This window comes from Thermophilibacter immobilis, from assembly GCF_015277515.1.
GTDB lineage: Bacteria > Actinomycetota > Coriobacteriia > Coriobacteriales > Atopobiaceae > Thermophilibacter > Thermophilibacter immobilis.
Window position 1 is genome coordinate 87,088 of record NZ_CP063767.1, and the last position, 24,455, is coordinate 111,542.

Here is a 24,455-nt window from a genome sequence, read left to right on the forward strand (position 1 = left end):
ACTTAACCCCCTCGTCTCGATAGATGCGAGGGGTTTTCTCTTGAGCACCTGGGGGATAGGACGGCATGTTTTATTCTTCTGTTAGGCTGAGCGGCACTGAGCAGGCGGTCAGTGGCAGGGTTTGACCTGCGATGCGTCAAGAGATGGCACAAAGTTTCTTATTTTGCTCACCCTGCTGACATGAGTGTTTCTTTGTCCTTTAATGGGCCAAGGGGTGAGTCGCATGAATGGCCGTGGATTGATCTATCTGCTCAAGGAGCACAAGCAGTTCGCGAGTCCTGCTGAGCGCAACGTCATCGACTACGTTCAGAGCAATCCGCGCGAGGCGTCCATGCAGAGCATCCAGTCCCTTGCCGAGGCAACGTACACCTCGCCCTCCACAGTGGTCCGCCTCTGCCGCAAGCTCGGATGCGACGGCTACAAGGAGTTCAGGAGAGAGCTCATCTACGAGCTTGCCCTGGCCCCTGAGGGGCAAGACGTCTCTCTCGAGGGGATTGTCGAGGGAGATGGTCCCGAGCAAATCGTAAGAAAAGTGGCGGGCAGCTGTAAGAAGTCAATCGAGCTCACTGTGCGTCTGGTCTCAAACGAGACGCTCACTACCTGCGTAGAGTCCATACTGTCCGCGCGTGTGGTCGACTTCTTTGGCATCGGATCGTCCCTCCTCGTGGCGCATGACTTCGAGATGAAGCTCATGCGCATTAACAAGGAGTGTCACGTGTACGATGACTGGCATAGCCAGCTGCTCTGCGCCAAGAACACAGGTGAGGGAGCCCTCGGGGTCGCGATCAGCTACTCGGGCCTCACCAGTGAGACGATCGAATGCGCGCGCGTTGCGCACGAGCGGGGCGCGGAGGTCATTGCGATCACGCGCTTCTGCGCAGATTCACCGCTGGTCAAATACGCGGATGCCGTCGTCTATACGGCTGCGAACGAGCCCCTTGTTCGCAGCGGGGCCATGGCGTCAAGGATGTCGCAGCTCATGGTCGTGGACATGCTCTACGCCATGTGCGTCATGAGGAATCGAGAGCATAACGTATCCCTCCTGCGCCAGAACTACATAGAGAAACGTCCGCCAAAGGGGCGGGCCGGAGAAGAGTAAGGAGGGAATCGTGCTAGACCTCACCAAGCTATCCACCGAAGCCCGTAATCCGGCGACCATGGATCTCGATCAGATGACGCCTCTTGAGATTGCCCGCGTGATGAACGCGGAGGATGCCAAGGCCGTCGACTCCATCACGGGGGTGTTGCCCCAGGTGGCCACCGCGATTGAGTGGGCCACCAAGGCGCTCTGCGCAGGGGGGCGGATCATCTACATGGGAGCGGGGACAAGCGGAAGACTCGGCGTGCTCGACGCAGCCGAGTGTCCGCCCACCTTTGGGGTCTCCCCGGACCTTGTCGTCGGCCTTATTGCCGGAGGACCCAAGGCCCTCGTGACGGCGGTGGAGGGGGCAGAGGATGACGCCCCGATGGGGGCGCGTGACCTCGGGGGCCTAGACCTTGCTGAGAAGGATGTCGTGATTGGCCTTGCCGCGAGCGGAAGGACGCCCTATGTGGTGGGCGGCTTGCGCCTGGCGCGCCAGATGGGTTGCAAGACCGTCGCCATTGCCTGCAGCAGCGACTCCACCATTGGCAAGGAGGCGGAGCTCGCCATTGAGGTGGCCCCGGGGCCCGAGGTTCTCACGGGCTCAACGCGGCTCAAGGCAGGAACGGTGCAGAAGCTCATCCTCAATATGATTTCGACGGGCAGCATGGTCCGTGCGGGCAAGGCCTATCAGAACCTGATGGTGGACGTGCAGGCCACCAACCAGAAGCTGGTCACGCGTGCCCAGAATATTGTGATGCAGGCGTGTGACTGTACGCGCGAGAGGGCAATCGAGGCGCTCGAGCAGGCGGATGGCCAGGTGAAGACAGCCATCGTCTCCGTGCTGCTGGGTTGCAGCTCCGCCCGGGCCCGAGCACGCCTGGACGATGCCCACGGTCACGTGCGGGCAGCCATTGGGTAAGGGGCGGGCCTATGCGGGGGCCTTGGCGTTCAATGGGGAAGCGTATTCAAAGGAGGAAGTAATGACCGACAAGGAACTCAGCGAGCAACTTCTTGTGCTGCTCGGGGGGAGGGAAAACATCACGGCCAACGCGGCATGCATGACTCGTCTTCGCGTGGGCGTGGTGGACATGAGCAGGGTAAACGTCGACGCGATAAAGGAGCTCGACGGCGTCATGGGAGTCGTCATCGACGAGACGATGCAGATCGTGCTCGGTCCTGGCAAGGTGAACAAGGTGCTCGAGGAGTTCTCCCAGCTCACCGGCATTCCCAAGGGTATGTCTGACGAGGACGCCTCCTCTGCGGCCGCCGAGAATAAGGCCGCGCAGAAGGCGAAGTACAGCCAGAAGCCCGTGCAGGCCTTCCTCAAGAAGATCGCCAACATCTTTGTGGCGCTTCTCCCCGGCATTATCGCAGCCGGCCTCATCAATGGCATCTGCAATGTTATCAACGTCACCTCGGGTAATGCGTTTGCTGGCGTGTGGTGGTACCAGGGAATTCGCTCCATGGGCTGGGCGCTGTTTGCCTATCTTCCCATTCTGGTTGGCTACAATGCCGCCCGTGAGTTCGGAGGGTCCGCGTCGCTCGGCGGCATTGCTGGCATGATGTGCATCGCAAACGCGGCCATGCCCCTTCTGGCCGCCGGCGCGGCAGACCCCGAGAAGGCCATCCTCCTGCCGCTTACCAACGCGGTGTACAACCCCGCGGCAGGCGGCATGATTGCTGCCCTCATCGCTGGCGCGTTCTTTGCGTTTATCGAGAAGAAGATTCGTAAGGTGATGCCCAATATTCTCGACACCTTTATTACCCCTCTGCTCGTACTTATCGTTGGCTCCTTTGCGATGATTCTTGTCATCCAGCCCGTGGGTGCCTGGCTTACCCAGGGCATCTTCTTCGTGCTCCAGTTCGTGTATGACAAGATGGGTGTGATTGGCGGCTACATCTTGTCCGCAGGCTTCCTGCCGCTGGTCTCGGTGGGTCTGCACCAGGCGCTCACGCCCATTCATGCCCTCCTGAATGATCCTACCGGCCCTACGCAAGGCGTTAACTACCTCCTGCCCATCCTCATGATGGCGGGCGGCGGACAGGTGGGCGCTGGCTTCGCGCTCTACTCCAAGTCGAAGAACAAGAAGCTCAAGAAGTTCGTGGCGGAGTCCATCCCCGTTGGCATCCTGGGCGTGGGCGAGCCCATGATGTATGCGGTGACGCTACCGCTCGTTCGTCCCTTCGTGACCGCGTGTCTCGGCGCGGGATTCGGCGGCATCCTCGCGTCCCTGTTCCATATCGGAACCGTGTCCCAGGGCGTCTCAGGTCTCTTTGGCCTTCTCATTGTGGTGCCCGGTCAGCAGCTGACATATGTCATTGCCATGCTTGTGGCCTACCTGGGCGGCTTTGTCCTCACCTGGTTCTTTGGCGTGGATGAGAAGCGTATCAACGAGTTCTATGGTGAGTAGCGTGATTTTGCGCTAACGCGTGCGGTGGCCCGGGCGGCCCCTTGTAAGAGGGGTCGCCCCGTTCATAGGGAGACAGACATGCAGACGGGTATCTCGCTTTATCTGGGGAGTGACCTTGAGGTAAACGAGCGAGTTATCGCGTGCGCGCGCAGGGCGCACGTGAGCTATGCGTTCACTTCGCTGCATATTCCCGAGGAGTCTGGCGTCGACTACGGACGTGGCGTCCGCCATCTGCTGGGACTACTTGATGCAGCAGATATCTCGCTGATTGCAGACGTTGGTCCGGATACCTGCGAGAAGCTTGGCTGTTCGCGCATCGAGGATCTGGCTGAGATGGGTGTCACGCATGTGCGTCTTGACTACGGCTTTGACCCGCAACAGACAGCCCAGCTCTCAAGAACCTTCCATATTGTATGTAATGCGTCGACTGTGTCCGCACAGGAAGTCTCTGTTTGGCGCGAGTCAGGCGCTGATCTCACCCGCTTTGCCGCTTGTCACAACTACTATCCCAAGCGCTGGACGGGACTTGATTTGGCAGACGTGCGACGCATGAATCGACGCCTTGCGGCCTATGGGTTTGAGACCATTGGCTTCGTACCGGGAAACAAGACGATGCGCGGGCCGCTCTTCGAGGGGCTTCCTACGGTTGAGGGACAGCGCAACCAGAGGGACAGGATTGCCGTCAATGCCCTTGAGCTTGCGCTCGACGGTGGGTGTGACATCGTAATCGTGGGGGACGTAGACCTGACCGACTCCGGCTGGGACCAGCTGGGACAGCTTTCCAGGGGCTTCGTGGATGTGGGGTGTACGCTGGAATCCGGTTACGAATACCTTCGCGGCCAGGTGCATCACGACCGAGTTGACTCGAGCCCCTGGGTGTTTCGCTCTCCTGAGTCAAGGACGACCCTTCGCCCCGAGAGGGCTCTTGCGCCTGACGCAACAGCCGGTGCCCCACGATCCGTGGGGAGCATTGCGGTGTCGAACAGTGCGTATCTGCGCTATGAAGGCGAGCTCGAAATTGCGCGCCGAGATCTGCTGGGAGATGTGCGCACGAACGTGGTGGGGCAGGTTGACGCAGAGGACTTGGACTTGCTTTCGTATGTACGCGAGGGGTTTGGGCTTCGGCTCATATGATCTTGCCCCCAGAACTCCCCGTCTGGTTTAGTCACTTTGAGGCGCTCTTCTCGTCTCTGTTTTGACTAAACCAGACGGGGAGTTCGTTGTGCATGTGACAAGGAGATACCAAGCTTGATTTTTTCCCCACGTCTCGCAAACCACATAATCTAATATAAAGGCACTTAGATTTTCGTATAAACCTACGCTTAAGGGGGAACACTAAGTATCGATTAACTATGTCCCGGAAGGGAGAGCACTATGAGGATAGACAAGTGGGCCGTCACGGCTCAGGAGGCGCTGCAGTCGGCGCTCGGCGTTGCCGCCGACGCTGAGGCGGGTCAGCTGCGGCCCATTCACCTGCTCAAGGCCCTGCTCAGCTCCGGCGAGCACAATCTGTCCGCCATCATTGAGCGCGTTGGGGCGGATCCCGCGGCTATCGAGCAGCAGGTCGATCAGGCTATGGCTAACCAGCCCAAGGTCAGTGGCGGCAACGAGCAGATGGGCGTGAGCAATGAGCTTGTGCGCGTGGGCAACGCGGCCGAGAAGCTCGCCACCAAGATGGGCGACTCCTACGTCACCTCCGAGCACCTGCTCTGCGCGCTCGCAGACGACAAGTCCGATGCCGGCAGCATTCTCAAGTCCGCTGGCGTCACGGGCAAGCGCGTCGAGAGCGCTTACGACGACCTGCGCGGAGACGAGCACGTGACCAGCCAGGACTCCAAGCCCGAGTTCGAGGCCCTCGAGAAGTACGGTCGCAACGTGACCGACCTTGCGCGCCAGAACAAGCTCGACCCGGTTATCGGCCGCGTCGAGGAGATTCGCCGTACCATCCAGGTGCTCTCGCGTCGCACCAAGAACAACCCCGTTCTTATCGGCGAGCCGGGCGTGGGCAAGACAGCCATCGTTGAGGGCCTGGCCCAGCGCATCGTCTCCGGCGACGTGCCCACCACCCTGCGCGACAAGGACCTCGTTGAGCTGGATATGTCCGCGCTCGTGGCCGGTGCCAAGTACCGCGGCGAGTTCGAGGACCGACTCAAGTCCGTGCTCAAGGAGATTGAGAAGGCCAACGGCCAGATCATCCTCTTCATCGACGAGCTCCACACCATCGTAGGTGCGGGCGCGACCGAGGGCTCCATGGACGCGGGCAACATTTTGAAGCCCGCCCTGGCCCGCGGCACGCTGCACGCCATCGGTGCCACCACGCTTGATGAATATCGCAAGTACATAGAGAAGGACGCCGCGCTGGCCCGCCGCTTCCAGACGGTTCTGGTCTCGGAGCCCACGGTTGAGGACACCGTCTCCATCCTGCGTGGCCTCAAGGAGCGCTACGAGCAGCACCACCGCGTGCGCATCATGGACTCCGCGCTCGTCTCGGCGGCCGACCTCTCCAACCGCTACATATCCGACCGCTTCCTGCCCGACAAGGCCATCGACCTCGTGGACGAGGCCGCGAGCCGCCTGCGCATGGAGCTCGACTCCATGCCTGCGGACATTGACGCTGTCGACCGCCAGCTCACCCAGATGCAGATTGAGGAGCAGGCCCTCATGAAGGAGGAGGACACGGCTTCCAAGGAGCGCCTCGCGACCCTGCGCGGCGAGATTGCCACCACGCGCGAGAAGCTCGACAGCATGAAGGCCAACTGGCAAAACGAGAAGAGCGCGATCGATCGCGTGCAGGACCTCAAGTCCAAGATTGAGGACGCCAAGGCCGAGATGGAGCGGGTGACGCGCTCGGGTGACCTCGCGCGCGCCTCCGAGCTGCGCTATTCCACGATTCCCGGTCTTCAGCGCGACTACGACGAGGCGGAGAAGGCGCTCAGCGCCAAGCAGGAGGCGGGCGGGCTTCTCAAGGAGGAGGTAACCTCCGAGGAGATTGCCGAGGTCGTCTCCGCGTGGACGGGCGTGCCCGTTTCCAAGATGATGCAGGGCGAGATGGACAAGCTCAAGAACCTGGAGGATGAGCTGCACCATCGCGTGGTGGGCCAGGACGAGGCCGTCTCGGCCGTTGCCGCCGCCGTGCGCCGCAGCCGCGCGGGGCTCTCTGACCCCGATCGACCCATCGGCAGCTTCTTCTTCCTGGGCCCCACCGGCGTGGGCAAGACCGAGCTCGCCAAGGCGCTCGCTGAGTGCCTGTTCGATGACGAGCGCTCGCTCGTGCGCATCGACATGTCCGAGTACATGGAGAAGTTCAGCGTCCAGCGCCTCATCGGCGCGCCTCCCGGATACGTGGGCTACGACGAGGGGGGCCAGCTCACCGAGGCCGTGCGACGCCATCCTTACTCCGTCATCCTGCTCGACGAGATGGAGAAGGCCCATCCCGATGTCTTTAACATCCTTCTTCAGGTGCTCGACGACGGGCGTCTTACAGATGGCCAGGGTCGCGTCGTGAGCTTCAAGAACACGATCATCATCATGACGTCCAACGTGGGCAGCCAGTTCATCGCTGCCGCCAATGCGACGAGCGACCCCGAGGAGGTCCAGCGCCAGGTCAACGAGGCGCTGCGTCAGACCTTCAAGCCGGAGTTCCTCAACCGCATCGATGACGTCGTGGTCTTCCATCCGCTTGGCCTGTCCGACATCGAGCAGATCGTGGACATCCAGCTACGCGACGTGCGCGAGCGTCTTGCGCGTGACCGCATTCAGCTCGAGCTCACGCCTTCTGCAGTGCAGTCTTTGGCACTCGACGGTCTTGATCCGGTCTACGGTGCTCGCCCGCTCAAGCGCCTCATTCAGCGCCAGGTGGTGGACAACGTGGCTAACCTTATCATCGACGGCAAGCTTGCCGAGGGTGATGTGGTCCGCGTGGACGTGGGGGACGACGACCGTCTGTTTGCCGCGCGCGACGATGCGGCCTCCGAGAAGAGGCGCTTCAAGGAGGATCCTGCCGCGTCCGAGGACGTTCCGCTTGAGCCGGACGCGCTGGAGTAATAGTTTGCGATTTGGCCCTTTTGCGGCGCCCGGCAGGTATGTGTCGGGCGCCGTCTTCTTGTTCTCTAAATCTAAGAGCCCTGCCTGATATTCAGCGCTTACCCTCCCAGCTTGGGCCTTCAATACACATTTTCCTCGGCCCGAATGCAGTTTGGCCCTTCGACGCGCACTCCCTTGGGGTCCACCTCCGACCAGCCAGGAAAGTATGCAATACCCACAGTTGACAACAGCTGTTTTACAGAAAAATATATCATTCGATATATGATTAATTCCCGATAGGTCAAAAAGGTGCGCGTCGAAGGGCAAAACTACATTCGACTTTGGGATTTTGTGTATTGAAGGCCCAAACTGCAAGAGTAGACGCTTGCGTATGGCATTGCCGCCTACTAGAAGCGCTCCGGCGGGAGAAGTGGGGCAACCCCGTCTGGGGGCGCTCCGCTTGAGTCTGGCATACGGAAGCGTGCGTCCTTCAATTGGTAGCCCTAGAGTCTTGGGAGCCGAGCACAACTCAAGTCAATTCTTGGTGTTTAAATAAAAAATACATCTAGAAACTGGTATTATAAATTAGAGATATGCGGTACCTATAATTAGATACCACGTCATTTATTGATAAATAAATTCATTTAATGATGTAACGTTCACACTATAAAGTGCTACCGTTCGCCGTTTGTCGAGGAAGGTTTACAGCTCTCATAACACAGACTGAAAAGGTCTGTTCACGAGCCTTTTCTCGTTTGACCACTCGAAGAGCGCCCCAAAAGAACAAGGAGGGACGGTAGCATGAAAAGAAAGCATGTACAGAAAGTCGCGCGAGGAGGGGTTGGTCTCAGCCTGGCCCTCTCACTCGTCGCTAATGTAGTACTGCCCACAGCGGCGCTCGCGGCCAAGTCCCCAGGCATCGCAGATGTTGGTACGCAGAGCGTCGGAGGATCACTGACCTCGGTGGAGGGCGTCACTCAAGACGACACCGACGCCAACGTTGTCTACGTCACCTTCAATGACGGCATTATGGGGAAGATCACCTTTCTCGAGGACGGCATCTTCCGCTACAACGTGGATCCCTCGGGCGCGTTCTCCGAGTACGCCACGCCGCGTCAGGCGAGCCAGACCGCCAGGATTCAGCAGTACCCGGACAAGTCGGACGAGTACAGCCATCCCGCGACCAGCATCGCGAACGCGGGCGACGCGTTCACGGTCTCCGCGGGCGACACCACGATCTCCTTCGACAAGGACACGGCGCTCATGAGCGTTTCGGTGGGCGACAAGACCGTCATGAGCGAGTCCGCGCCCCTCTCGCTCAGCGCGGGCTCCACGGTGCAGACCCTCACGGAGAACAACGGCGAGAACTTCTTTGGCGGCGGAACCCAGAACGGTCGCTTCGTCCACACGGGCAATAGCATTAACATCGCGAACGAGGCCAGCTGGGTCGACGAGGGCGTCTCCAGCCCCAACCCGTTCTACTGGACGTCCAACGGCTACGGCGTTTTGCGCAACACGTTCCAAGACGGAACGTACGACTTCGGCAAGACCTCCTCGGGCGCCGTCACCACGACGCACAAGGAGAACGAGCTCGACGCCTACTACTTCGTGACAAGCGATACGGGCAGCTCTGCCGTGACTCAGGACATGCTCCAGGATTTCTACAAGGTCACCGGCAACCCGGTCCTGCTCCCGGAGTACGCCTTCTACCTCGGTCACCTCAACGCCTACAACCGCGACTCCTGGAGCACCGACAACTCCTCCGGAGGCAAGGCGTGGACCATCAAGGAGGGGGAGCCCTCCACGAGCGCGGGCACCACTACCTACGAGAAGAACATGCAGGGCGACGCGCCCGTCGCCTCAGGCCTGAGCATTGAGACGCTTAACGGCCACGGCCCCACCGTCTCCGGGGACAAGCTCGAAGGCGTCAACTTCAGTCGTGAGTTCTCCGCGCAGGCGGTCATCGACCGCTATGCGGACAACGACATGCCGCTCGGGTGGTTCCTTCCAAACGACGGTTACGGTGCCGGTTATGGCCAGAACGGCTACTTCATGACCGGCGGTGTGAACGCGGACGGCACGAGCTCCTCTGAGCGTCTCGCCGCCGTGGCCGCCAACGTGGACAACCTCGCGGAGTTCACGGACTACGCTAACAAGCACGGCGTGAGCACGGGCCTCTGGACCCAGTCCTACCTCGTGCCCGACTCCAACTCCGGCACCATGTGGCAGCGCCTGCGCGACTTCGACGCCGAGGTCAAGGTCGGCGGCGTTACCACGCTCAAGACCGACGTGGCCTGGGTCGGCGCCGGCTACTCCATGGAGCTCAGCGGCGTCAAGCAGGCCTATGACATCGTGACCACGGGCGTGAACGCGCGACCGAACATCATCACCCTGTGCGGCTGGGCCGGCACGCAGCGCTTCGGCGCCATCTGGACTGGTGACCAGACGGGCGGCAACTGGGAGTACATCCGCTTCCACATCCCGACCTACATTGGCCAGAGCCTGGCGGGTAACCCCAACATCGGCTCGGACATGGACGGCATCTTTGGCGGCTCAGCCCTTATCGCCACGCGCGACCAGGAGTGGAAGACGTTCACTCCGCTCATGCTCGACATGGCTTGAAACAAGCACCTGAATGTCTACATTTTCCGTCCGTACGCGGGAACTGCTCAAAGCCGAAAATCGGCGTTTTTACAGGTGCTCTCCGTTTGCGGAAACTTGTCCATGCGCTTTCTCTACCATATATATACGGCAGGCAGGAGGGAGGCCATCGTCTCGACCTGCTCCATTGCAGCTTGCTACTTCATTATTACGGTCTCAACCCTGTCTGCCGCTAACTTGGTCGGTATCTTGGTCGCTTATCTTGGTCGGTCACCGATCAAGTCGTTTCTTCTTGAACCGGTTCCGTCATGACTCCAATGTCCGGTTTTCTATTTGAATGTCCGGTTTTGCTTTTCAATGTCCGGTTTCTACCGTCGCAGATTCTCGACTGGCATTCTGCTACTGGCTCCGCGACACCTCCAATCTGCAATCGTTAAAAAGTATGGCCACCGATGAAAGATTTAATCGGCGCTGTCGGTGTATCCGAAATGGTCTCTGACCTTCTGATGCGTCGTCTTATCATTAAGCATGTAGGCTACAAGCGGGACTGTCGTCATTCCTTTCTCCCAGTAGCCGTCGTTAATATCCGTCACATATTTCTTCCATGCAACTCCGATAAATACTTCCTTGTTGGGATCAAGTTTCTCCTTGGATTCCTCGGATTTCCACGGCGCGTCTGCTACAGGAGTTGAAGCGCCGTCGACCATCACTTTGAAGTTCTTCATCGGCACAGCGGTTGATGTGCATTCGCCAATACCTACAAAGCCATATCCAGCGATATGGCAATAAACCGTATCTCCGACCTGAACGTTATAAATAGATTTCCCGCTGCCGCCAAGGTTCGCAGACAGGAATCCGTATTCCAGAGCGTCTGGCCAGCTTCTTTCTGCATAGCCGACTGTAAATTCACGGCCCTTCTCGTTCTTGAAGAAGTCCTTCTCATCGTCATCGGCCCATCCACCAACGATTTCCTTAATGGCGTCTGGATTCCAGATGTCACTTGCCATTCTCAGATAGATCTCAGCCCGGTCTGCGATGCTTTGCTTACTGAAGTCAGGAATCGCATGAAAGCCATGCTTGTCGGCCGGATTGCCAGCATCATGTCAATTCTGATGTACGTCTCATATATTCCGCAGATCATCAACAACTTGCACGGCCAATATGGCAATCCCATGCAGCCGCTGGTTGCCTCCATCAACAGCTCCTTTTGGTGCAGCTACGCCCTTTTGCAGAAGTACAAGGACTGGCCGGTCTTTATTGCCAATGTCCCTGGCATTATCTTCGGCCTGATCACTTTTGTAACTGCCTTGCACTAAGCCGTCTTCATCTTTCTTTTTCGATAGTAAAAAATCTCCTCCTAGTAATCTAGAGGGAGATTTTTCTTGTCTATTACAAGTCCAGCAGGCCATCTTCATCAAGGATTTTCACCTGCTTGCCTGTCCTTTTCAGATAGCCCATTTTTTCGAGGAGTTTGAATTTGCGGGAGAGGGTTTCGGGAGTAGTTCCCAAGTAGAGGGCGATATCTTTCATCTTCATGGACAGCTGGACCTGGTCGCTTCCAGCCACTTTAGCCAAGTCGAGCAGGTAGCTGGCCAGCCTTTCTTCGACCCGCTTCATGGCCAGGAACTGGGTCTGTCTTTCCGTGGCCAGCAGCTTCTGGGTGCTGAGTTCCAGCAGTTTGAGGGAGAGCTGGGGATTTTCTAGGAGGACCCGGTTGAAGTCGGCCTTGCTCAAGCTGCAGATTTCCGTATTCTCCATGGCCTGGCCGAAGAAGCTGTCGTTTTCCAGGCCAAAAAGCTGCTTTTCCCCTTCATAGTCACCCGGCTGGGCAACCCGGAGCAGCTGCTCGCGGCCGCTGGCGGACAGCTGGTAAACCTTCATGTTTCCCCGGGCCACGATCTGCAGCTTTTCATCCCCTGGCTGAAAAATCGTCTCACCTTTTTGATAGCGCCGGTGGCTGGCCAGGGAATTGATCTTAAGCTGGTCTTTTTCTGGCAGGTCCACGAATAAGGGAACCAGGCTGACACATATATGCTGCATTTTGCTCTTCTCTGCTGGTAAAAATTAGCCCTGGACCAAGTGGTCGAATTCTTCCAGGGTCTGATAGGTCTTAGTCATCGCCCCGCAGGCGTCGGCCGGAATGGCGTAATCCGCGGTCAAGGACCGCAGCTTGCTGAAGTCGGCAGTCAAGTCTTCCTGGCCGGCTTTCACCTTCTTTTGGATGTCTTCATAAACCTTGCGGACTTCAAAGACTTCCGGGTGGTGGGCGCCGTGGGCCTTGGTAATTGCCTGCGTATATAAGTCTAACATTTCATCGTTCTTGGTAAAAAATTCCTTGATCATCATTTTTCTCCTTTTTTCTTGATTAGTCGTTTTTCTTGTTTTTGCTTTTTTCTCTTATTTAGCGCTGGCCTTCAAGACGTCATAGCCGATATTCTTCACGGCTTGAGTGATCGTGTCCAAATTGGTTTTTTCCGGGTCGAAGTTGGCCTTGGCCTTGCTTGCGTTGAAGAGGACCTTGACGCTGGTCTTTTCAACCCCGTCGACATTGGCGATGGCCCCCGCGATCTTCTGCATGCAGGTCGGGCAGGCTAATGTTTCAAGTTGTAAAATTGCTTTTTGCATGATTTCTTGTCCTTTCTTTTTTCTATTGGATACTTTCGATGCCCTTAGTATACGGGCCTGCTGCTTGCGAAAAATTGTTTTCTATCAACTTTCGCGATTTTTGTAATTTTGACCGGTAGGCCAGAAGGCGCATGGCGTTTAAGATTACAACCAGGATACTGCCTTCGTGGACAAACATCCCGATGGCCATGTTCATCCATGAGCTGGCTAACACGCTGACCAGCAGGACGGCTACGACAGCCAGGGCGATGGTGATGTTCTCAATCATGTTCCGCCGGGTGGCCTTAGCCAGGGCCAGGGCCCGCGGAATCCGGTCAAAGCTGCCGTTCATGAGGACCACGTTTGAAGTCTCAATTGCCACGTCAGTCCCGCTGCCCATGGCAATCCCGATGTCTGCCCGGGCCAGTGACGGACTGTCGTTGATCCCGTCGCCGACAAAGGCCACGATTTCACCGGCTGCCTGCCGCTTTTTGACAAATTCGGCCTTGTCTTCTGGCAAAAGCTGGCCATATGCCTCAGTGAGGCCCAGTTCTTCCGCTACCAGGTCAACCGTCTTCTGGTTGTCACCGGACAAGAGGAGCAGGTTCTTGACGCCCAGCTTCTTTAAAGCAGCCAGGTCTTCCTTGACCCCGGCCCGGATCTCATCCTTTAAGCCTAAAGCAAGTTCCAGCTGCCCGTTAACAGCCACCAGAACCAGGGAATTACCAGCACTTGCCAGCTCTTCCATGTCCCTTTCCATTTCTTTTGTGACTGGGACATGGTACTGGTCAAGCAGGTAGCGGTTGCCGACCAGGACCTGCTGGCCAGCTACTTGAGCAACGATCCCGCCGCCCTGGAGGACCTGGGAAGCTTCAACTTCTTTAGCTTCCAGGTCTTCATAGTAGCCAGTGATGGCTTTCGCCAAAGGGTGGGCAGATTCTTTTTCCACGCTGACCAAAAGCTGTTCAGCCAGCTGGCCCTGGCCGTACTTTTTCACCTGGCTGACCCGGGGGTCGCCGTAAGTCAAGGTCCCGGTCTTGTCGAACATGATCGTGTCGACCTTGCTGAACTTGGTGATGACTTCACTGCCTTTAAAAAGGATCCCCTGCTTGGCCCCATTGCCGATTCCGGCCACGTTGGAGACCGGAACCCCGATAACCAAGGCACCCGGGCAGCCGAGAACCAGGATGGTTACAGCCAGTTCCAGGTCTTGGCTGATGAGGCCAACAATAATGGCCAGGAGCAGGACGACTGGGGTGTAGTACTTGGAGAAGCGGTCAATTAGACGCTCAGCCTGGGACTTGGAGTCCTGGGCTTCTTCGACCAGTTCGATGATCTTGCCAAAAGTCGTCTCATCCCCGACTTTTTCCGCCTTGATCCGGATGGTCCCGTTTTCCAAAATAGTACCGGCATAGACCGGGTCGCCGGGCTTTTTGCCTAAAGGCATGGATTCACCGGTAATGCTGGCTTCGTTGGCCGTCCCGGAACCGGAGACGACTTCCCCGTCAACCGGGATCTTGCCGCCGGTCTTGACCAAAAGGATGTCCCCTTCGTCCAGGTCGTCTAAGTCAACTTCTTCAAAGTCGCCGTCTGCCGTCTGCCGGAGGGCGGTTTCTGGCACCATCTCCACCAGTTCCTTGATGGCTGACCGGGTCTTGGCCAGGGTCTTTTGTTCAAGGTAAGCCCCAAACAAGAAGAGGAAGGCCACGATGGCGGATTCTTCGAATTCCTGGATGACGAAGGCACCTAAGATGGCCAGGGTCACCAGCAAGTCGATACTGATGACTTTGACTTTCAGGGCCTGCCAAGCGGATGCGGCGATCGGGAAGCCGCCGATGAGGGAGGCGGCCAGGAGCAGGCCGGACTCTGCTGTTTCACTTTTAAATAACCATTTTGCGGCAAAGGCCAGGACGATTAAGATGCCCGTAGCGGCCGTCAGCCGGTTGCGATTTTTCATTAACCATTTTTGCATTGATCTTTTGACCTCCTTGCTTTGATGCTTTTAATATACCGGGAAAGCAGGATTCCCCAATTGATTTCTATCAAGGTCTGGCCACTTCCTTGTCCAAGGGACAGTAGTTCTGGAAATAATAATCGTCTACATCACTGGCCTTTGCCAGGCGGATTGTAAAGCCATCTTTTTGCCAAGTTGTCTTCATGTGACTGTTGCTCCTTTCGTCCAGCCAGCTCTTTTTTCGTCCAATTTTGCCCGATCGGGACCCCGGACGTTCCTCTGGACCACCGCTACGCCGCGTAGCCCAGCGCCGCGCGGTGCTCCCTCAGCGTCCTCCATCCTAGCGCCTTCTTCGGCTTGCCGCCCCCGTGCCACTCGACGTGGGCGCCCAGCCTCTCGCGGAACTCCGCGAACGTCACGCCCCTCCAGTCGGTCCCGTGGAAGAAGTCGCTCTTGAGGGTGCCGAAGAACCCCTCGCACCTCGCGTTGTCCGGGCTCCTGGCCTTGCGCGACATCGAGCGCGCCGCGTGGCCGGCGGCGCACGCCGCCGCCCACTCGTCGGTCATGTACACCGCGCCCCCGTCGCTGTGCAGGACCAGCGGCCTCCCCTCCGTCGGGCGCACGGCGGCGACCAGGTCCCCGAGCGTGCCGAGCGCCGGCCCCGCGTCGGGGTGCGGGGACACCCTCCAGCACACCGGCCAGCCGTCGAAGCAGTCGACGGCCGCGCTGAGGTAGGCCTTGAAGCCGCCCAGCCGGAACTCGGTGACGTCGGTGACGCAGAGCAGGCCGGGCTCGGCGGCGTGGAAGTCGTGCGCCCCGTCCTCGCGGAGGGGCAGGTTGGCCGGCCTCTCGCCGCGCTCCCCGGCGTAGCTGCTGCACCTCGCCCTCCGTCGCACCTGGGCCGCCTTGCGGGGCACGAGGCCCTCCTCGCGCATCACCCGGCGCACCACCTTCTCGGAGACGACGACCGGCGTGGCCATGTCGCCCTCCGCGAGGCCGCGCCAGGAGACCGGCTCGCCCTCCCCGCGCCTGAGGTCGGCCCACACGCTCTCGGAGCCGAAGGCGCCGCCGGACGCCTCGAAGGAGGCGCGGACGCGCGCCCTGAGGGCCGCCTCGGGGTCGGGCCGCGACAGCCTCGCCCGCTGCGAGAGGTAGGTGCTCTTGGGTATGGAGGGCGTCTCGCAGACGTCAGCGAGCCTCACCGCCGGGCTCGCCTCCCTGGCCGCCTGGCCCGCGAGGTACCTCTCCTCGCTGGTCAAAGAGCCAGGGCCGGGTGCTTTTAGGACGTCCAACACCGCCAGGGCCTCGGCGAGCCTGGCCTCGGCCACCCTCGCCCGCTCGGCCGGGTCCTCCGGCAGGTCGGCGCCCCAGTCGCGCCAGTCGGTCTGCCCCTCGCGCCCCTCGGTGCCGGCCAAGTCGGGCCCCCTTCCCTCCGTGCGCGCGCGTGCCGCGGGCCCGGGGCGGGGGCGCGCCCTCCGGTACGCGGGGCTGCCCTCGCCGTGGGCGCAGTGCATGCGGGAGGCCCGTTCGGGCATCTCGCGGGCGGCGAGCTCCCCCGCCTCCTCCATGCGCAGCCACCGTCTCAGGTTCCACTCGTTGGGGAACAGCGGGAGCCTGCGGCAGGCCTCCGCCACGCTCATCCCGCTACGGTGGAACTCCCAGAGTGTCCCCTCGCGCTCCCCTTTGGTATACATCCCGGGCTCCCTCCCGGACCAAGAAGGTCCGATCGTTCGTCCGGGGTCCCATTTTGAACGAAAGAGCAAATAATTGGACAAAAAAGTCCCTTCACGCTTAAACATGAAGGGACTCTTCTTTATCTTAGTCGGTAACTTAGTCGCTTATCTTGGTCGGTTGACCGACTAAGTTATTCTTTCGTCAGCACGGTCACGCATTCCACATGGACGGCTGGGGCAACCTGGTCAAGAGCCCGTACACGAGCGGCGACCCCTACACGGGCATCTCGCGTATGTACCTCAAGTTCAAAAGCCAGCTCATGCCCTACATCTACACGAGCGCCGCGAGCGCGTCCAACATCGACACGGGCAACGGCGACGAGGGCCTGCCCATGATCCGCGCCATGTTCCTCTACGACGACTCCGACTACGCGGCGAGCACCGCCACGCAGTATCAGTACCTGTTCGGTGACAGCTTCCTCGTGGCCCTGGTGTACCAGGACACTGCCGCTGACGATGCCGGCAACGACATCCGCAACAACATCTACCTGCCCGGTGACGCGGACCAGGTCTGGATCGACTACTTCACCGGCGAGCAGTACAGCGGTGGCCAGGTGCTCAATAACTTTGACGCCCCGCTGTGGAAGCTCCCGCTGTTCGTCAAGGGCAACGCGATCATCCCCATGTACGAGCCGAACAACAACCCCGTGGTCCCCTCGGACACCAACCCCGAGGGCCTGGACAAGACGCGGCGCACCACGGAGTTCTTTGCCATCGCGGGCGACGGGTCCTACACCTCCTACGAGGACGATGGCGCATCCATCAAAAACGACACGGACGAGTCCGACGGGGCCTACGGCACGATCGACAACATCTCCTACGGCGACCACGTGAGCACGAGCTACAGCTCTCACGTGGGCGAGGATGGTACCGCGACCTTCACCATCGATGCCTCCACGGGCGGCTACGACGGGTATGACTCCAACCGCGCGAGTACCTTCGTGGTCAACGTGTCCCAGGAGCCCGATACGATCGTTGCCAGAAACGGCGATGCCGAGCTTACGCAGATCGCGGTTTCCTCCAAGGACGAGTTCGACGCTGTCGAGCCGGCTGCGAGCGAGGCCGTCGTCTTCTATGACGAGGCCCCCAACCTCAATGCCACGCCCTCCGACGAGGACTTCTCCAACACCGAGATTACGACCACGCCCAAGCTCTACGTCAAGTTCGCCATGACCGACGTCCAGCAGAACGCCCAGATCCTGACGCTCACGGGCTTCGTCAATGACGGCGAGATTTCTGCGGACACCTTGAACGAGCACCTGGACGCGCCGGAGAATCTCACGGATACCTCCAGCACTCCCACGAGCATTTCGCTTGCTTGGGACGAAGTAAGGGCAGGGGAGAGCGACGAGAATTCTGAGAGTGCTACAAGTTATGAGCTCTTGATTGATGGCCAGATCTTCAACGTGGGAAGTGCGACTGATTTTGTCCACGAAGATCTCGCCTATAACAGCACGCATACGTATCAAGTTCGTGCGCGCAATGCCAACGGCTACTCCGTGTGGAGCCCGGAGCAGAGCTTTGCCTCCAAACCCGATCCTTGGCGTAACGCCCCGGTTCCCGTTGCAGCAGACTGGGATGGAGGCTATTACAGCAACAGCGTCGAGAGCCGCGCGTTTGACCACTCGGTCGATGACAATCTCTTCCATACCGATTCGAATGCCATTGATCATGCCCTGACACTTGATTACGGTAGCGCGTATGAGTTCAATACGTTCGAGTATTATCCGCGTGCCAATGCAGGAAATGGCACCGTTACCAAGATGAAGATAGAGACGAGCCTTGACGGCAACCATTGGGCCGAGCAGACGGTCGAATGGGAGAAGAGCAGCGATGTCAAGACCGTTGACCTGGGGACTCACTTCTCGTCGCGATATGTCAAACTGACTCCACTCGCAAGTGTGGGCGGTTACTTCTCAGCCTCTGAACTGGCCTTTTATAAGAAAGACGGAACAAGTGGGTATGAGGTGGGGTCCCTTGACCATCATGAGAGCGTAACCGACACCGATTATGGAAATCTGAGCCAGGTTATTGGCAAGGAGAATCGGGATCCGCATGCGGATGATTTCAAGACAAATGTCTCGAATCGTTCCGTCGATTTCAACGGCAACGGAGTCTATGACGTTTATGATCTCTCGTTTACGATGACCAAGCTTGACGGTGGTACCCAGAAGAAGGGCGAAATCGGCGGGGAGCTCGCCGTCATCCCCAGCTCCACCGCAGTCAAGGTGGGAGACGTCATTACGGTCGACCTCTATGCCGATGGTGTTCAAAACGCCAACGCGCTCGGAGCCCTCGTGAACTTCAACAGCTCCCAGTTTGAATTCGTGGCCGGAAGCGTCGCTCAGAGTCCCCACATCTCTGGTATGGAGAACCGTTCCATTGCTGTCACGGACTTCACAGACGGAATGCAGACGGTGAACCTTGCCTTTGCCAACAGGGGCGATAAGGCTCTGTACAATGGCTCGGGCATGGTCGCGAGCTTCCAACTCCGCGCAAAGGCCGACGGTGACGTTGCCCTGCCTTCGACCACCTATCTTGTCGGCCCCGGCTTCGACTACGTGGAGGATTCAAGCGACGGCAGCGTCGAGTTCCCCGACGTCCCCGAGCCCACGGCAGCCGAGTATGCCCAGGATGCCTTTGACATCACAATGACCAACGACGAGCGCACGACCGATGACGGCACCAACGTCACCAAGCTCATCCAGTAGAAGTCCTACGCCGGCCTGTTCGACGGCGGCGAGACGACTAACGACTTCGAATTCCTCTGGGACACCGATGTCAACCGCATTGACGGTGAGCTCCCCAGCTACGTGACGCTGCCCACCACGCTGCGCTTCTCCTTCAAGGAGCCCTCTAAGCTCGACAACGTCCAGATCGTCAACCGGCCAAGCGGAAATGGTTCCGTAGCTACCATGAAGGCGACCATCACCTTCGAGGATGGCACCACACAGGAGTTCGCAGGCGGGGACTTCGATACGAGACAGAGCGTGTACACGCTCCCCGTGGACGAGTCCAACAAGGACAAGCTGGTCACCAACGTCAACATCACACCGCTTGCGGCAGCGGGAACGGCTGCTGGCGACAACCCCTCAAACCGCATGCTCACGCTGCGCGAGATCAACTTCAACTACATCACAGGAGTCGACGAGGTCACGGGCGTTCGGCTGGGTGATAACGCCACGAGCATCTACGTGGGCGACCTCGCTCCGGTCACCGCAACGGTCCTGCCCGACACGATCGACTTCCCGTACTTCACGGTCACCAGCTCCGACGATTCCATCGCGAGCGTCACGCAGGCACAGTCCGGCGACGACGTGCTTAACTTCGTGCGCGGCAACGCCCCTGGCATCGTGACCATCACGGTCGCCTCCGTGCTCGACTCCACCAAGAGCGCCTCCTATGAGCTCATGGTCAACGAAGGCGTGGACGTCTCCGCGCTCCAGGCGGCCCTCCATGATGCGGCCGTCTACTCTCGCTATACCTATACCGAGGAGAGCTACGCGGCGCTCGCCGATGCCGTTCAGGTCGGAACCGAACTGCTCGCCTCAGACGAGTACACGGCTACCGACATCGCGGCCGCTACGGGGGACATCCGCAATGCCATCGACGCCTTGGTGGTCAAACCCCTGAACGAGGCTAACCTGATCAACACGAGCGCCGATACGGACGTCACGGTCATTGACGCCACGAGTGAGGCTGGCTTTGAGGGCAACGCCAAGGAGAACGTGCTTGACTACGACAACGGGACCCTTTGGCACAGTGACTACCTCCACAGTGCGGGCCTTCCACAGAGCCTGACCTTCGACCTCGGTGACACGTACGACCTCACTGATGTCACGTTCCTCCCACGCCAGTCCAACGGTAAGACCGACGTCCTCGAGGTCAACGCATACGTGGCCACGAACGGCGACTCCGAGGGCCTGACCCGCTCCAAAGCCCAGGACGATGACGGATACACCCTCTTGGGAACTTATACCTTCGAGGGCGGTGATGGTGTGAGCCGTGCCATCTTCCGTCGTGCGAGCTTTGCCCCCACGGCCGCACGCTACGTGAGGTTTGAGGTCACCAAGGATGTGAACCCTACGGCCGCCAGCCTGTCCGAGATTCGCTTCTACGGTACCAAGCACGAGGAGCCTGCCTCGGTGGTCAAGGATGACCTCCAGGTCCTCGTCGACAAGATCACCGACGAGAACCTCGTCGAGTCCGACTACACGGCCGACAGCTGGACCCCGTTCGAGAACGCCCTGGCCGACGCCCAGCGCCTGCTTGACACCGATGACGCCACGCAGGCCGAGGTGGACGCCGCGACAACGGCGCTCCAGGCCGCTCGCGACGAGCTGATCGAGGACGTTGCCCCGCCCGTGGAGAATCCGGACAAGTCCGCCCTCCAGGGCCTGATCAGCAAGGTCTCCAACCTCTCGGCTGCGGGCAAGCCCGACGATGTGGTCACGGAGTACCGTGCGGCGCTCACCAACGCGCTGGCCGTTCTGGCAAACGGCGACGCCACGCAGGTCCAGATTAATGATGCCCACACGCGTCTGAGCACCGCCGCGAGCAACCTCGTGGCAGCGCCTGTCGAGGTGGACAAGAGCGACCTCCAGCCGCTCATTGACGTGGCTTCGAACATGAGCACCGAGGGTATGCCGGCGGATCTGGTTACCGAGTTCCAGGATGCGCTCGAGAACGCCAAGGCCGCCCTGGCCGATGACGACGCCACGGAGGATGAGGTCAACGCTGCCTTCGTGCGTCTCCAGAAGGTCATGAACGAAATCCTTCTGGCCGGTGGCGGCACCGACAATGGTGATGGCACCAATGGCGGAAACGGCGACAACGGCGGATACGACAACGGTGGCGGCTCCCATGGTGGTGCCGGCAACAAGGGCGATACCAACAACGGCGGGAAGAAGCCGGGCGTTCCCAACACGGGTGATGCCACCAGCCTGCCCCTCATCATCGGCATCGTGGTTGTGGGTATTGCAGCCGTAGGCGCGGGCATCGGTCTTCGTCTCAGGAATAGCCGAACGCCTGGTAAGGATTCTCGTCATCTCAAGAGCTAAAGAAAGGTTTTAGAAGGAAGGATCTGTTGATCTTCAGGGGCCCCGGGCAATAGCTCGGGGCTCTTCTGCTGCCCAGCATATTCAAACATGCATATTTATTGGGCACGCAGCGCTTATCCCTGCAGTCTAAGCCTTCGATGCGCGTTTTCCCCGGCTCGGATGTAGAGTGGCCCTTCGACGCGCATCTTTTCTGATCCAATCGAAATTAATCATATGTCGAATGAACATTTTCCGCAAAACAGCCGTTGCCAGCCATGTCCATTGCATATTTTCCTGATGGGTCAGTGGCGAACCCTAGGAGAGTGCGCGTTGAAGGGCAAAACTACATTCGCTTTTGAGATTTCATGCATCGAAGGGCAAAACTGCACCCATCAGACGCGGGGCCACGCGAGCAAGCGAAGCGTACGAGGGGAACTGATACGATGGAACCGTGGTTTCGCGGCGGCGGCCTTTTGCGTGCCGCTTTTGATGGCGCTGGAAGAGCGGGGGGGGGGGCGTCATGGACAAGAAGGACGACAAGACGGTGGCCATGGGCTCCTCCCCTGACGCAGCGTCGCGTCCCAGCGAGGACCCCGACGCGACGCAGCTGTACGCGAATGAACCCAAACCCGCAGAGCTCTCGACCGAGGACGCCCAGCGCGTCGACCCCAATGCCGCGCAGGTGGCTGACGCGGCCCCCACGCGCATAGCAGTCCCCTCTGACGATCTCCCCACGGTTGTGGGACCCCTGCAAGGGGACGTGGCCCCTGCCGAAGCTCCCGACGGCCTTGATGCGCTCGACGATCCGTATTACTCGCCGGTCGTTCCCGAGGATCTCACGGCGCCCCATAGCCCCGTGTCCATTCCGTCGCCAGTTCAGAGCCTGCCCGAGCGCAAGCACCGTTTGCCCCGCTGGGCCGTGGCGCTCATAATCGTGGCGCTGCTCGCGGCGGCGGGAGGAGTGGCATACTATGCCTATGACCAGGAGATTTGGGGCGGTCGGACCATCCCCTCCGTCATAGGTATGAGCGAGGACAAGGCGACCCAGGCTCTTGAGGCGCGTGGCTTCTCGGTGAGCGTTGAGTATCAGGCCGCCGACGATGGCTTTGACGTCGTGCTGTCATGCTCTCCTGATTCGGGCACGCGTGTGGATCCCTCCGCAGGCGTCACAATCGTCGTCTCCGCGCAGCGCACGATCCCCTCGGTTGTGGGCATGGACGTGTCCGCCGCTCGCCAGGCGTTGCTCGATGCTGGCGTCGGGACCATTCATCTTACATATCACAACTCCGACCAGGCTGAGGGGACGGTGCTCTCCGTTGACCCCGACGAGGGGGCGGCCTTCACCTCCTCCGACACGGTGACGCTCACGGTGGCGCGCGCCTACACGGTCCCCGACCTTGGGGGGATGTCGCTGGCGGACGCGCAGGCCGCCCTCGAGGACGAGGGTCTCACCGCAAGCGTGACCTACGTCGACTCGACGGCGGAGAAGAACACCGTCGTGGGGACAAGTCCCGCAGCCGGCGAGCGGTTGTCATCCGGTGCCACGGTGGAGCTCAAGGTCTCGAGCCCCTACCCGTCGCAGCCGTGGGGCCTCTTGGAATACTTTGAGGCGACGCCGCAGGAGCTCTCGTCCTACCTCTCTGATCAGAAGTTCTCCCTGCTCTATGGGGAGCTCTACGCCGCAGGCGGCAATGCGCACGCGGCCTATCAGAACGCCGCGGGCGACGTGCTCCAGATTTCCGACGACCCCGAGTCGGGAAGCTATGCGGGCGGCTCTCAGGCAGACATTCTCGCGAAGGGCGCGCCCCTCGGGGGAGTGCGCTACGCCTTCTCCACCGACTCGCTTCCCGAGGGGGCCGCGAGCGAGAGCGCGGAAGGCGTGCGCACGGTCATGTCTGCCTGCGGCCTTAGTAACCTTGTGGACACCTGTACGCAAGATGACGTAGCGCTTCCCGAAGGCGTCGAGAGGGACAGTGGGCACGTGCACTTCATCTGCGGCCACGGGCAGCAGGATGGCTACACGTGGGCCGTAGCCATAGGAGGCCGCGACGAGGCGACCAAGGTCGTGGCGCTGGTCGTGCCCACCGAGCACTTCTCGGGCCTTGACCTCTCCGCCTATGGGCAGAGCGTCTGCGACTACGTTGCCTACGTCAATCTGTACGAGGAGTAACGGGAATGGACGAAGAGACCGCAAAGGGACAGGACCCACAGGGCGAGCGCCAGAAGAGCCCTACCGAGAAGGCCACGGGCGAGCAGGTAAGCCCCGAGTTCGCACGCGCCGAGAACGAGGACGACGACGGCTACGATCCCTACTCCGATCGTCGCCCCCGAACCGAGCCACTCTTCGAGCGCGACCCCTGGACGTAGGATGTAGAGGCCGCGAGACTCGATCGCGCCGGCTGATCGCCTCGCCCTAGCTGACGGCGCCCCAGTTCATCTGCATGTACTCCCACACGAAGAAGATCACCACGGCCAGCACCGCTATGACGGCCACGAGCGCCACGATCGTCTTGGCACGGGTCTTGTGCTCGCGGGACGCGAAAATGTCGCGACGGCCCTTGGGGATCTCGAGGTACTGGCCATAGTGCAGATCGCGCCGGAGCTGTTGGCCCTCGGCACGCGAGCGGCGATACGCTCGGCCTGACAGGGCGCCGCCTCCCGTGGTGAAGCCGGAGTCGTGAGCCACCTGCTCGTGGTCCTCGTCCTCCTGGGAAAGGCCGTCGATGGGAGCAACGCTTCGGTGCGCGGGCCGCTCCCGCACGTACGGGACGGACGGCGCGGGGGCCTTGGCGGCGTCTTTGGGAGAGGAGGGCTCCTCGGGGTCGGCTGCCGCGATTTTGTGAAGGTCCTTCTCGTCAGTCATCTTCGTGCCTCCGATAGCGATTGTGCACGGCAATAGGGTCATGATAAAGCAGGTCGGGTCCTGAGTGAAATTCATCGAGAAGACTGTACAAAGCATAAGGTTTTCTCACGGCACAGGTCATATCTAAGTTATATACGCTTAGA

18 protein-coding genes are annotated in these 24,455 nt (G+C 59.8%); 11 read left to right on the plus strand and 7 right to left on the minus strand.

Translation table 11 applies throughout. From position 1 onward, the window contains the following. The first annotated feature begins 223 nt into the window (after positions 1-223). From INP52_RS00410 to INP52_RS00435, 6 genes are all read left to right on the plus strand, one after another. Positions 224-1,099 carry a MurR/RpiR family transcriptional regulator gene (locus INP52_RS00410; protein ID WP_194371459.1) on the plus strand — a complete coding sequence of 292 codons (876 nt, stop codon included), beginning with the start codon at positions 224-226 and terminating at the stop codon, positions 1,097-1,099. Positions 1,100-1,109: 10 nt separating this feature from the next. Continuing rightward, the gene (gene murQ / locus INP52_RS00415; protein ID WP_194371460.1) at positions 1,110-2,003 is read left to right on the plus strand and encodes an N-acetylmuramic acid 6-phosphate etherase; all 894 of its coding nucleotides are present in this window, start codon (positions 1,110-1,112) and stop codon (positions 2,001-2,003) included. 61 nt (positions 2,004-2,064) lie between these two features. Next, complete coding sequence (locus INP52_RS00420; RefSeq protein ID WP_194371461.1) at positions 2,065-3,495, plus strand: PTS transporter subunit EIIC; 1,431 nt, start codon at positions 2,065-2,067, stop codon at positions 3,493-3,495. 78 nt (positions 3,496-3,573) lie between these two features. After that, the gene (locus INP52_RS00425; RefSeq protein WP_194371462.1) at positions 3,574-4,629 is read left to right on the plus strand and encodes a MupG family TIM beta-alpha barrel fold protein; all 1,056 of its coding nucleotides are present in this window, start codon (positions 3,574-3,576) and stop codon (positions 4,627-4,629) included. Between the two features lie 240 nt (positions 4,630-4,869). After that, positions 4,870-7,539, plus strand: a complete 2,670-nt coding sequence (gene clpB, locus INP52_RS00430) for an ATP-dependent chaperone ClpB (protein WP_194371463.1) — start codon at positions 4,870-4,872, stop codon at positions 7,537-7,539. A 780-nt stretch (positions 7,540-8,319) separates the two neighbouring features. Then, positions 8,320-10,140 (plus strand): TIM-barrel domain-containing protein, encoded by a 1,821-nt coding sequence (locus INP52_RS00435; RefSeq protein ID WP_194371464.1) that lies wholly within the window; start codon positions 8,320-8,322, stop codon positions 10,138-10,140. A gap of 440 nt (positions 10,141-10,580) precedes the next feature. On the opposite strand, the gene INP52_RS00440 is transcribed toward INP52_RS00435, so the two are convergent. Further along, positions 10,581-11,126 carry a hypothetical protein gene (locus INP52_RS00440; protein WP_228478352.1) on the minus strand — a complete coding sequence of 182 codons (546 nt, stop codon included), beginning with the start codon at positions 11,124-11,126 and terminating at the stop codon, positions 10,581-10,583. 57 nt (positions 11,127-11,183) lie between these two features. Between INP52_RS00440 and INP52_RS00445 the strand changes: the two genes are divergently transcribed. Beyond that, the gene (locus INP52_RS00445; protein WP_194371465.1) at positions 11,184-11,435 is read left to right on the plus strand and encodes a SemiSWEET family transporter; all 252 of its coding nucleotides are present in this window, start codon (positions 11,184-11,186) and stop codon (positions 11,433-11,435) included. Positions 11,436-11,508: 73 nt separating this feature from the next. On the opposite strand, the gene INP52_RS00450 is transcribed toward INP52_RS00445, so the two are convergent. From INP52_RS00450 to INP52_RS00470, 5 genes are all read right to left on the minus strand, one after another. Next, entirely contained in the window at positions 11,509-12,159 is a 651-nt protein-coding gene (locus INP52_RS00450) for a Crp/Fnr family transcriptional regulator (RefSeq protein ID WP_194371467.1), read from the minus strand. 24 nt (positions 12,160-12,183) lie between these two features. After that, positions 12,184-12,465: an iron-sulfur cluster repair di-iron protein, ric gene (locus INP52_RS00455; RefSeq protein ID WP_194371469.1), complete on the minus strand. Its 282-nt coding sequence runs from the start codon at positions 12,463-12,465 to the stop codon at positions 12,184-12,186. Positions 12,466-12,516: 51 nt separating this feature from the next. After that, positions 12,517-12,744, minus strand: a complete 228-nt coding sequence (locus tag INP52_RS00460; protein WP_024540562.1) for a heavy-metal-associated domain-containing protein — start codon at positions 12,742-12,744, stop codon at positions 12,517-12,519. 22 nt (positions 12,745-12,766) lie between these two features. After that, the gene (locus INP52_RS00465) at positions 12,767-14,695 is read right to left on the minus strand and encodes a heavy metal translocating P-type ATPase (RefSeq protein WP_194371470.1); all 1,929 of its coding nucleotides are present in this window, start codon (positions 14,693-14,695) and stop codon (positions 12,767-12,769) included. Between the two features lie 272 nt (positions 14,696-14,967). Then, positions 14,968-16,371, minus strand: a complete 1,404-nt coding sequence (locus INP52_RS00470; protein ID WP_194370839.1) for an IS3 family transposase — start codon at positions 16,369-16,371, stop codon at positions 14,968-14,970. A gap of 203 nt (positions 16,372-16,574) precedes the next feature. On the opposite strand from INP52_RS00470, the gene INP52_RS00475 reads away from it, so the two are divergent. The 4 genes from INP52_RS00475 (at position 16,575) to INP52_RS00490 (ending at position 23,816) form a co-directional block, all read left to right on the plus strand. Further along, on the plus strand, positions 16,575-19,121 hold the full coding sequence (locus tag INP52_RS00475) for a discoidin domain-containing protein (RefSeq protein ID WP_194371471.1): 2,547 nt from the start codon (positions 16,575-16,577) through the stop codon (positions 19,119-19,121). A gap of 102 nt (positions 19,122-19,223) precedes the next feature. Further along, entirely contained in the window at positions 19,224-21,470 is a 2,247-nt protein-coding gene (locus tag INP52_RS00480; protein ID WP_194371472.1) for a discoidin domain-containing protein, read from the plus strand. 499 nt (positions 21,471-21,969) lie between these two features. Continuing rightward, complete coding sequence (locus INP52_RS00485) at positions 21,970-23,619, plus strand: PASTA domain-containing protein (protein ID WP_194371473.1); 1,650 nt, start codon at positions 21,970-21,972, stop codon at positions 23,617-23,619. Between the two features lie 5 nt (positions 23,620-23,624). Next, complete coding sequence (locus INP52_RS00490) at positions 23,625-23,816, plus strand: hypothetical protein (RefSeq protein WP_194372950.1); 192 nt, start codon at positions 23,625-23,627, stop codon at positions 23,814-23,816. 46 nt (positions 23,817-23,862) lie between these two features. Here the strand turns inward: INP52_RS00490 and INP52_RS00495 are convergent, their stop codons facing one another. Then, complete coding sequence (locus INP52_RS00495; RefSeq protein ID WP_194371474.1) at positions 23,863-24,312, minus strand: hypothetical protein; 450 nt, start codon at positions 24,310-24,312, stop codon at positions 23,863-23,865. Between the last annotated feature and the right edge of the window lie 143 nt (positions 24,313-24,455).